Raw genomic sequence first — 10,278 nt, forward strand, 5'->3', positions numbered from 1 at the left:
GACCGCACATAAGTCAGGCGGCTCGAGTGGCCGGTCAAATCCGAATTACGGTGTCGCACTTTGCGACTCGACAACCGACCAGTCATATCCCGCTCGACTACCTCGAAACCCGCGCCTGTACAACAGAAACGCTCGCTGGGCGAGCCACATCCAACTGGTCGCCAAGGCTCGGCGTCTTGAACCATCACGAGGGCAGCGGGTTTCCGCCGTCCGGCCGATCACTGCCGACAGTCTCAGTCATTTCCCGCAATGTCCGCGCTGTAGAAATCGGTGGTTCGATCACCAACTCACCAGTAGTTCGTTCAATCCTCAGCAAAGCAGCCATGACACGTTCTCGGCTCGCTCGATGTCGGCAGTCAGGCGCATACTCGAATTCTCGGGTCCAGATTGCCGGATACGAGCTGCGGATCTACATCGGAAGCAGAGTTGCCCCATACACATCCGCGCCGCAATTTGGATGATGCCAGCCTCTCGCTGGGACGGGGTGTCGCATACGGACCGCGGCGAGGGATCTGGTCAACCAGCACGGCGTTAGGGACAAGGAGACAATCCCTTGCAGGGAGATCGTGTAGTTCATGGCTCTCCTGGCGAGGTGCGCTAGCGGCGGGCAGTTGCCCCTTCACATACGGTTACCGACGCGGTCAGCGCGGCGACCGCGATCTCGATGTCTTCGGAGGTACTCATACGTCCCAACGAGAGCCGTATCGCGCCGAGCGCACGATCTGCGTCGAAGCCCATCGCGGTCAGAACCGGTGATGGGCTGAATGTTCCGGAGTGGCAGGCCGAACCGGTGGACGCCGCGATTTGCGGTGTGGCCGTGAGGATTTCGTGTCCCCGCCCACCACCGATACTGATGTTCAGCGTGTTCGGCAGCCGATGCTGGGAGCTGCCGTTCAGCTGAACCCGCCCGGGAAGCGATTCAGCCAGCTGTCGGTACAGCTGGTCACGCAAACGCTCGACGCGGGCTAGGGCGCCGTTGGCAAGATCCGCGGCGGCCAGTTCGGCAGCCACCCCGAATCCGGCGGCGAAAGCAACATTTTCGGTGCCCGCGCGCAGCTGTCGCTCTTGTCCGCCGCCGTAGACAGCCGGTTCGATCGCGAGGCCTTCGCGCACATAGAGCGCGCCGATTCCTTTGGGCGCGTACATCTTGTGACCGACCACGGTGAGCAAGTCCACTCCGAGCTCGGAGACATCGAGGTCGATCTTGCCCGCGGCTTGGGCCGCGTCGCAGTGCAGTAGCGCGCCGTGGCGATGGGCCAACTCGGCCAGTTCGGAAATCGGCTGGAGCACACCGGTTTCGTTGTTGGCAGCCATCACAGAGACCACCGCTGGCTGCTCATCGAATGCGGCGGCGAGAGTGGCGGGATCCAGCCGCCCGTCCGATTCGACAGGCAGAACAGTGACCCGCACACCATGCAATCGAGAAAGCGCACGGCAGGTCTCCAGCACCGCGGGATGCTCGGTGGCCTGAGTGATGAGGTGGGCTCGGGGGCGGCTGGGAGCCAGGGCTGCGCCACGCAGTGCGAGTAGGTTGGCTTCCGAGCCCGAGCCGGTGAAAACGATCTCGCGTGCCGCGGCACCGATCAACCCCGCGACCTGAGCACGAGCGGCCTCGAGCGCGGCCACGGGTCGGCGGCCGTACACATGATCGCTCGACGGGTTCCCGAACGCGTGGGAAAGATAGGGCATCATCGCTTCGAGGACGCGATTGTCGACCGGGGTTGTGGCGTTGTAGTCCAGATAAACCGGTTCGTTTGTCGGCGCTGTGGTCATACCAGCTCGACCACGTCGACAGGAAGTTCGGCGAGTCGCCACTCGAGCATGCCGTCGCGGAGGCGGATCGCGCGCCGCCCGCGGTCGTTGAGGAGGCGGACGGCGTCGTAAGCCATCACGCAATACTCGCCACGGCAGTACACCACGATCTCAGCGTCACCGGCTAGTTCGCCGATACGCTCGCCCAGTTGATCGATGGGAATGCAGACCGCTCCCGGTATGTGGCCGGCCTGGTATTCGGGTAGCGGGCGCACGTCGAGAATGACGACCTCGCCGGTCGCATCGCGGGCGAGCAAGTCCTCGCGCGTCACTTCTTGCCCGTCCCGATGTCCGAGGTAGTTCGCGCGGGCCGGAGGGACGGCGGCCTGGTGGGCCTCCGCGACCTTACGCAGCAATGCGAACAACTGCGCCACATCGGCACCGGCAAGCCGGTAGTAGATCCGGACACCCTCGCGGCGGGTCACGGCAAACCCGGTCTGCTTGAGTATCTGGAGGTGGGCCGATGCGGTGGTGAGGTTCAGACCGCTGGCGACGGCAAGCGCTTCCACCGTCCGCTCCCCTTGGGCCAGCAGGTCCAGCAGCAAGAGCCGTTTGCCGCTCGCCAATGCCTTGCCACTGGCGGCGAACGCTTCGTAGAGAGCCGACTTCGCGGAGGGCCGGTCATCACCCATGATTCCTCCAAAAACCGCGTGGCATAACACATCTCGCAGCGACCCGGTTGCTTGCCGCAATCGCATGCCCTACTCTACTCATATTCCATGTTTTATTGGAATAGCACTTCGCTTGAACACATGACACAGGAGTTCTGCGATGCCGTCCGACTTCACGCTGGTTCCCGTCGTCGACGAGGGCCTGGGCAACTCGACCTACCTACTCGATCTCGGCGACGGTCGAGCCCTTGTCCTCGATCCCGAACGTGACGTCCGGCAGGTGCTCGCCGAAGCGCGCAGCCGCGGCCTGCGGATCGCCTACGCCGTCGAAACCCACATGCACGCGGATTTCATCTCCGGAGTTCGCGAGCTGGCCGAGACCGACGGCGCGACCGTCCTCGCACCCGAGGTCGGCCCGCGCGGATTCGCAGTGACGGGAATGAGCGACGGACAGCGTCTCGCGGTAGGTTCGTTCACCCTGCAAGCACTCGCCACCCCCGGCCATTCCCCCGAGCACCTGTCGTATCTCCTCTACGACGGCGATCAGCTGCTGGGTGTTTTCACTGGTGGATCACTGATGGTCGGCACCGCAGGACGTACCGATCTGGTCAGCCCGGAGCAGACCGTGCCACTTGCCCGCGCCCAGTACCACTCCCTGCGACTGCTGATGGAACTACCTGACGAGACCCCGGTCTGGCCGACTCATGGTGCGGGGTCGTTCTGTTCCTCGGGGGTGGGTGGAGACCGAGTGTCCACAATCGGTAAAGAACGTGCCACCAATCCCCTGTTGCAAGTCGACAGTGAGGACGCGTTCGTCGAAGCCCTTTTGGGCTCGCTGGGCACCTTCCCCGACTACTTCTTGCGCCTGGGCGAGGTCAATCGCGAAGGGCCTGCCGTCTTGAGCGAGACCCTCGAATTCGCCGAATTGACCGCCGACGAAGTGCAGAAGTTACTCGCCGATGGAGCGCAGATCGTCGACGTGCGGTCGGCCGCCGACTTCGCCGCCGCGCACATACCCAATGCCCTGTCGATCACCTTGCGTCCGGTCTTTGCCACGTGGCTGGGCTGGCTCGCCGACCCGGACCGGCCACTGGTCATTGTCCGCGCCGTGGATCAGAACCCCACCGACATCGTTTGGGAGGCAGCCAAAGTCGGGTTCGACGCTGTTTCGGGGGAACTCGGCGGAGGAATGGATGCATGGACCGGTCCGGTCGACGCCGAGACAGTGCAGTTCCTCGAGGCGGAGCAGCTGAAGACCGACGCACCTGTCACCGTTCTCGATATCCGACAAGCCGGTGAGTTCGCGGCCGGTCATGTGCGTGGTGCCTACCACATCGAACTCGGCGAGCTCGCCCACAACTCGGTTGAGCTACCGGACGGTCCGATGGTCGTCATGTGCGGGCACGGCGAACGGGCGATGGGTGCGGCGAGCATTCTCGAGGCCGCGGGCAAAACCGAACTGCGAGTCCTCGACGGGCACCCAGCCGACTACGCCCGCGTCCGCGGAGAGGAGTTGCTAACCCAACGGTGAATCCGCCGCGCACGGCGCTGGTATTGGGTCTGCGAGAGAACGCAGCCCAGTTCATCCTGCTCGTCGCGGTCAACGCGCTGGTCGGCGGTATGGTCGGTCAGCAACAGACGGTTCTGCCGCTGCTCGCCCAATCCGAGTTCGGCCTCACCGGCTACACCTTCATCTTCACTTATGTCGCGGCCTTCGGAGTCACGAAGGCCATCGCGAACTACTTCGCCGGAACGTTCTCCGACCGCTATGGCCGCAAACCGATCCTGCTGGTGGGTTGGCTGTTCGCCCTCCCGGTACCGCTGATACTGATCACAGCACCCAACTGGGGATGGGTTGTCGCCGCGAACGTGCTCCTGGGCATCAATCAAGGCCTGACCTGGTCGACCACGGTGGTCATGAAGATCGACCTGGTCGGTCCCGCCCGCCGTGGGTTGGCTATGGGACTCAACGAAGCAGCCGGGTACGGCGCGGTCGCGGTGAGTTCCCTTCTCGCTGGATACCTCGCTGAGCATTACGGTCTTCGACCGGTGCCATTCCTGCTCGGATTCGCCTATGCCGCAGTGGCGCTGGCAATATCAGCGGTTTTCGTACGCGAGACTCGGGACTACGCACGTCTGGAGGCGGCTCTCCACAAACCACGCACCGACGGCCTCCACGACCACCTGCACGCCGACCTGACCGACCGCCAGATCGCACTCCAAGTCAGCCTGAACGAGCCGGCCATGTCTTCGGCCAGCCACGCAGGCCTGGTCAACAACCTCAACTTCGGTTTGTCGTGGGGACTGTTTCCGTTGCTGTTCGCGACTGCGAGCCTTCCCGTAGGCCAGATCGGCCTCCTGTTCGCGCTCTATCCCGGTGTTTGGGGCGTCGGGCAGCTGATCACCGGCGGACTGTCCGACCAGATCGGCCGCAGACATTTGATCGTCGGTGGGATGGCCATCCAAGCGGCCGCGCTAGCGGTTATTGCCTACTCGCGTGGGTTCGTCGGGTGGGCGCTCGGCACCGTGCTGCTCGGCATCGGTACCGCGATGGTCTATCCGACGCTGCTCGCTGTGATCGGTGATGTCGCCCACCCGATCTGGCGCGGCCGAGCAGTCGGCGTCTACCGCGTCTGGCGCGATCTCGGCTACGCAGTCGGCGCCGTCCTCGGCGGTGTTGTCGCCGACCTCATGGGCCTACACGCCGCGGTCTGGGCGGCCGCGACGGTCAGCGCCGCGGCCGCGGTATTAGCAGCGGTCCGCATGTACGAAACTCATCCACCGCACTACAAACTGCACCCGCCGTCAGGACTCGAGGGTGGCTCGAACTGACTCCACAGCAGCGGCCTGCTGCTCCGGCGGGCGCGGACTAACTGACTATCGGTCGATATCAGCGAGGGACCCCCGGTGTCAGTGCGTATTCACACCCGGATTCGCGCAATCAGGGCCGACGGGCGACGAGGACAGCGTTGGCTCCCGGCCCGCCGAGTCGCCGTATTTCAGTACCTTCGAACCCGCACGCGACCACCCATTCGCGATACTCGTCCTCGGAGTAATTCTTCCCGGCGATGGTCTCGATCACCATGTTCAGGCCCATCAACGCAGCGTCGGCTGGACCTGCACGCCGAGAATCGAGCATCAGCTCACAGACCAAAAGTGCTCCACCTGGACGAAGGGCGTTATAGCTCTTGCGGATCAATGCACAATTCGTTTCTGGATCCCAGTTGTGGAGTACCCCGCTGATCAGAATCACGTCAAACCCTTCTGGAAGGGTGGGTTCTGCAATGAAATCGCCTGCTATGGTACTGATTTGACTTACCAGAGCTGCCTGGGCGACCCGCGCCGCAGCGTCGACACAAACGTGATCCAATTCATACAGCGTTCCATGCAGCCCTGAATTTCTCCGGCAGAGTTCGATCAGGAAGGCCCCTGACCCGCCGCCGATATCGAGTAGGTGTTTATGCGCACCGAAGTCATAGACATCCGCCAGGCCACGCGCCGTGTAGGTGGCGGCGACATGAAGCGCTTCCCAAAACATCTCGGTCATGACCCGGTCCTCCCGGGCGAATGGCGAATCCTGCGTCGCGGGGTCCCACGTCATCGGTCGATCCGTTCGTAAGGCATCGACTAAACGATCCCAGGCAGGGTACTCACGCGCATCGCAGAAGCGGACAAAGCCTCCGAAGTAGTCGGGCTCGCCTTGTACGAGAAACTGTGCCGCCGTCGCGGAGTTGTCGTACTCACCATCTTTCTCGACGAGAAGGCCCAATGCCGCGCACGAAGCCAAAAACATGTCGGCCGGGCGCATCTTTATACCGGCCTCGTGCGCGATCTCTGCTGTACTCAGCGGCCCGGTCCGGGCGAGAAGCGTGAATATCCCCAACTCGACGGCAGCCGCTAATGTCTTTGCCTTCCAAAAATTCGTTGCAAGTTCCATCAAACCAGTCGGCGTCAGAACCAGATCGTCACGTTGCACTGAAGTCATCGTCCCTGCCCTACCGCTGCCTGATGCGTTATCGATGCTCGGCACCGTTTACGAGCTCGTGTGGAAATAACTGGATAAGAGGTTGCGACGAAATCCGGCCGCATAATGATGCGGCGGAAATTGATCAGCTCCTCGGAGGTCAGACCAGCGTGGACGAGGACCTTTTCGAGCCGGCGTGTGACCACGTGGTGAAGTCTCATTCCCGCACTACCGCCAGGGCACGCATGAAACGCGCCTACCGCCGTGACTTCTTCCATGCCCAGATCAGTCAGGCAGCCATATACTCGGTGCCCCCACTCATGATCCATCCCTGCATGTCTGATGATCTCGGTGATCTTGGCGATCACTCGTCGATACAGAGCTTCTTCCTCCGGCCCAGGCGTCTTCATGACAACCGGCGGCAGCACCGTTTCAAACTCATCCAGAACTATCCATCCACCAGGCCGCAACGACTTGGTGAGTGTTTCCAACACAACCTCTCGTTCATCGAGGTGACCGAGTACAAGGCGTGCATGCACGAGATCGAAACTTTCGACCGGCAGCGGGTCGTACCGCACATCGTGGCGCGCAATGGTCACGTTCGCGCAGTCGAGTTCGGGTACCGACTCGAGGTGCGTCGTATCGATGTCGGTGACAGTGACGTGCCCCTGCTCGCCGACATGTCGGCCCAGCCAAGCCGCCACGCTGCCCGATCCACCGCCGATCTCGAGACAGTGCCAGCCGGCGTGCACGTCGAGTGAACGCAGGCTCGCCAAGGTAATCGAATCCAGCACATCCCCGAGGCACGTCACGTGCTCATCGTTGAGTCCGTCGGCGGGATCGAAGACGTACTCACTCATGGAACTACCTCCCCTATCAGATCTTGACCTACTCGAACGAAGCTTTGCTCGATTTCGGATTCCGGTTCCGCGGAGACCCACGTCCCCATCGAGATTTCCGCAGTTATTCCCGGACCAAAGCCCGCGATTATTCCGCGGTCGAGGTCTGCACCCGGGCTCTCCTCGAACTTCCGTGCCAAGGCATCCAGCACGACGACACTCGCTATGTTTCCGTACTCGGTCAGTGTGGCCCGACTGTGGCGAAAGCACGAACCGTCGACTTCGAGCAACTCTGACAAGTCATCCAGTATTCGTGGTCCGCCCGCGTGGATAATGTAGAAGTCGAGAGCGGAAACGTTCCATTGCAACTCGCTGGCAAGAGCAGCCAAGGACGGAGCGAGCATACTCATCGTATGGGGGACTCGCTTGTCGAGTTGAAAATGGAACCCGGTGTCTTTTACAGCATAGGATATCCAACTCTCAGTGTCCGGAACCAGCCATGATCCGTTTCGTTCCAGCCTGACTCCTCTACCGCCTTCTCCCCGAACTACTGCGGCACCGATTGCATCACCGAAGAGCCCGTTCGACAGCAGCGAACCCACACCAAGGTCATCCGGCTGATAGCACAGAGAGCAGAATTCGCAGGCTACAATGAGCACGTTTGTTGCGGGATAGGCAGTGCAAAAATCATGCGCCCTATTAATCGCGGCTCCACCGGCAGCACATCCGAGCTGAGCGATAGGCAGCTGTCTGGTTGACGATTTGAAGTCGAGCTCATTGATCATCCAGGCGGTCATGGACGGCATCGCGAACCCAGTGCACGAAACATATATTATGAGATCTATATCACTCTCGACGACGTCGGCATATCCTAACGCGCGATGCACAACCTCAGGTACACGTGCGCGAGCTTCACGCAGATATACTTTGTTTCGTTCTTCGAAACCGGGGTGGCACAGAGTCACCTCAAGCGGTTGGATGAGATGTCGCTTTTGAACGCCCGTATTGTCGATTAGCCGCAGTGCGAGCGGCAGATCTGGATTTCTGACATGCAACTCAGCCGCGAGTTGGAGAGTCTCTTCTTTCGAGATGGTGTATTCAGGGACCGCGATCGCTGGTCGACACAAGGTGGCCATTTAAGTCAACCTCCTCATCGGACCGCGGTAACTGCGGCTGACCGGGCAAGTTCTTCGAGAGTTGGGATCAGCGAGCTCGGCGGTTTCTGGGATTGCGCCTCGACGGCGACCCCCATTGCCCTGTCCCGCATGAGTGAATTCTCGGACAGCAGTGAACCGATGAGGTCCGCGATGATCTCCTTGCGCACCATCGTCGGCGCCAAATCAATACCGATGCCGCAGTCCGCTATGCGCTGAGCGTTCGCGAATTGATCAGCGAATTGAGGCAGTACTAGCTGAGGCACGCCCTGCACGAGCGCGGTCATCGTGGTTCCGGCCCCGCCATGATGGACGATTGCCCGACAGCTCGGCAGCACCAATCCCAGCGGAACCCAAGACGTGACAACGACATTGGACGCCACCTCGACACTGCCGGACACCCGCTCCCACGAACGGTCATCCATCGCCACGACGATATCCACGGACAGCCCGGACAAACCGTCGAGTATTGAGCGCATCACCTCTGCGGCCCAAGGCAAGTTCGGCAGAATCGACCCCAACGTGACGCACACTCGTGGCCGCTGACACCTACCGCTCATCCATGACTCGTACACAGCGGCGCCGTTGTAAGGCACGTACCGGACCGACGCTGTGGTGGAACTTGATGGCGCCTGATGAAAACTGGGCGGGCAGACATCGATGTTCAATGCCGCGGCCAGATCGACGTTGTCGTCCAAACGACCTGCGGCTACCAGCGATCGCCTTGCGCTGCCGACTATTTGATCAGCTACCGGCAAGCTCCAGCGATGTTCGATCAGCGGTATCCCACGCTCTACAGCGAGAACCGCTCCGTCGAGAGCGGTAGGTTCAGTGATGATCAGGTCGGGATGCCATTCTTCCGCAAGCCGCGCGCTGCCGGGCAGGACCATCTGAGCCAAGCGCGCGAATCCTTCGCCCATTGCCTCGTCGCTGATGGCGAGATCGCTCGGCTGCGGCGGTCCCGACTGCTCACGACCATCCAGCATTGCTTCTACGATCGTGATGGGGCCGTACGAGGATCCGAAGGCTAGTCCGGCCTCGACAACAGGGTTCCTCATATTTTCTGGTGCGACAACTAGAATCTCATGGCCAGCCGCTCGAAGCCCCCAAGCTAACGGCACCATAGGATATAAGTGACTGGTAGCCGGGCCGCACGTAATCATCACCCGCATGGGCAAACCCCCTCGAATTGCCAGATTCTGCATGGTCTTTGATGCAGAACCTTAACCATCGACCAAGGGAAGATACAGCCCTTTCATCTGAAAGCACTGTGCACTCACCGTCGCCAGCTGTCATACAATTACGAGAGCGGTCTCGCACTGGAATACTCGACCGCGGAGGGGGCATGGGGCGCACGTAATCGACTGTCCGACACTCAGTTACGGACACGATGTTAGTCGTGCGACAAGAACCCCAGCATCATTCTCAAAGCGACGACCTGGCGCGCCCCAAATCATCTATACGCCTTCGGCGCATGCGATATCGGCACACCCTTCAATCGGACCCAGGGCGGGGAATTGCTACAGCCTCGGCCGAAACTGCAAAAACAACGTCGCGTTGTCGGTCTATCGCAACCGCTTCATGCTCAAATGCAGCGCACCGTAGCCGCTTAGACGGTGATCGCCTCAGGCCCGTCGTTTGGGGGAGGATCGGGTAGGCGGTTGAGGATCAGACGATGGCGCCTAGTTCGGCTGCGGTGATTTCCTCCAGTGGGCGGCGGCGGGTCTCGATCAAGAAGGCGATGCCCGCCACCGCCGCGATGGTCATCGGGATGGCACTGATGAGCGCGGTCGTCGAAATCGATGGCGTCGCAACGGCAAGCACCACCAGTGCGATCACGATGACGCCGCCAGCCTTGCTCATGCCTGCCGCCAAACCGGCGCCGCGAGAACGTATTC

The 10,278-nt window shown here is 61.4% G+C and carries 9 protein-coding genes; 2 read left to right on the forward strand and 7 right to left on the reverse strand.

Translation table 11 applies throughout. The features are described from left to right. Positions 1–597: 597 nt before the first annotated feature. Positions 598–1,773 (reverse strand): cysteine desulfurase family protein, encoded by a 1,176-nt coding sequence (locus tag ACFWF1_RS25650; RefSeq protein ID WP_379290006.1) that lies wholly within the window; start codon positions 1,771–1,773, stop codon positions 598–600. After that, complete coding sequence (locus tag ACFWF1_RS25655; RefSeq protein WP_379290008.1) at positions 1,770–2,444, reverse strand: ArsR/SmtB family transcription factor; 675 nt, start codon at positions 2,442–2,444, stop codon at positions 1,770–1,772. The genes ACFWF1_RS25650 and ACFWF1_RS25655 overlap by 4 nt, the downstream gene beginning before the upstream one ends. Before the next feature lie 139 nt (positions 2,445–2,583). On the opposite strand from ACFWF1_RS25655, the gene ACFWF1_RS25660 reads away from it, so the two are divergent. Together ACFWF1_RS25660 and ACFWF1_RS25665 are read left to right on the forward strand one after the other, a co-directional pair. Further along, entirely contained in the window at positions 2,584–3,954 is a 1,371-nt protein-coding gene (locus ACFWF1_RS25660) for a rhodanese-like domain-containing protein (protein ID WP_379290010.1), read from the forward strand. Next, complete coding sequence (locus ACFWF1_RS25665; protein WP_379290012.1) at positions 3,951–5,255, forward strand: MFS transporter; 1,305 nt, start codon at positions 3,951–3,953, stop codon at positions 5,253–5,255. The genes ACFWF1_RS25660 and ACFWF1_RS25665 overlap by 4 nt, the downstream gene beginning before the upstream one ends. A gap of 109 nt (positions 5,256–5,364) precedes the next feature. Here ACFWF1_RS25665 and ACFWF1_RS25670 read toward each other — a convergent pair whose 3' ends face one another. The 5 genes from ACFWF1_RS25670 to ACFWF1_RS25690 all read right to left on the reverse strand — a co-directional run. Then, entirely contained in the window at positions 5,365–6,408 is a 1,044-nt protein-coding gene (locus ACFWF1_RS25670; RefSeq protein ID WP_379290014.1) for a methyltransferase, read from the reverse strand. After that, on the reverse strand, positions 6,405–7,247 hold the full coding sequence (locus tag ACFWF1_RS25675) for a class I SAM-dependent methyltransferase (RefSeq protein WP_379290016.1): 843 nt from the start codon (positions 7,245–7,247) through the stop codon (positions 6,405–6,407). The genes ACFWF1_RS25670 and ACFWF1_RS25675 overlap by 4 nt, the downstream gene beginning before the upstream one ends. After that, positions 7,244–8,362: a type III polyketide synthase gene (locus ACFWF1_RS25680; protein WP_379290018.1), complete on the reverse strand. Its 1,119-nt coding sequence runs from the start codon at positions 8,360–8,362 to the stop codon at positions 7,244–7,246. The genes ACFWF1_RS25675 and ACFWF1_RS25680 overlap by 4 nt, the downstream gene beginning before the upstream one ends. A gap of 14 nt (positions 8,363–8,376) precedes the next feature. After that, positions 8,377–9,585, reverse strand: coding sequence for a nucleotide disphospho-sugar-binding domain-containing protein (locus ACFWF1_RS25685; protein WP_379290020.1), 1,209 nt, complete (start codon positions 9,583–9,585; stop codon positions 8,377–8,379). Positions 9,586–10,048: 463 nt separating this feature from the next. After that, positions 10,049–10,278, reverse strand: a 230-nt coding sequence (locus tag ACFWF1_RS25690; protein WP_379322221.1) for a hypothetical protein, incomplete at its 5' end; no start/stop codon positions are given.

Origin of the sequence: Nocardia sp. NPDC060255 (assembly GCF_042727395.1) — a bacterium.
Taxonomy (GTDB): Bacteria; Actinomycetota; Actinomycetes; order Mycobacteriales; family Mycobacteriaceae; genus Nocardia.

What these genes read in the sequence shown, in the direction of transcription:
- ACFWF1_RS25650 (WP_379290006.1), bottom strand. Translation starts at nt 1,773, where the DNA reads ATGACCACAGCGCCGACAAACGAACCGGTTTATCTGGACTACAACGCC.
- ACFWF1_RS25655 (WP_379290008.1), bottom strand. Translation starts at nt 2,444, where the DNA reads ATGGGTGATGACCGGCCCTCCGCGAAGTCGGCTCTCTACGAAGCGTTC.
- ACFWF1_RS25660 (WP_379290010.1), top strand. Translation starts at nt 2,584, where the DNA reads ATGCCGTCCGACTTCACGCTGGTTCCCGTCGTCGACGAGGGCCTGGGC.
- ACFWF1_RS25670 (WP_379290014.1), bottom strand. Translation starts at nt 6,408, where the DNA reads ATGACTTCAGTGCAACGTGACGATCTGGTTCTGACGCCGACTGGTTTG.
- ACFWF1_RS25675 (WP_379290016.1), bottom strand. Translation starts at nt 7,247, where the DNA reads ATGAGTGAGTACGTCTTCGATCCCGCCGACGGACTCAACGATGAGCAC.
- ACFWF1_RS25680 (WP_379290018.1), bottom strand. Translation starts at nt 8,362, where the DNA reads ATGGCCACCTTGTGTCGACCAGCGATCGCGGTCCCTGAATACACCATC.
- ACFWF1_RS25685 (WP_379290020.1), bottom strand. Translation starts at nt 9,585, where the DNA reads ATGCAGAATCTGGCAATTCGAGGGGGTTTGCCCATGCGGGTGATGATT.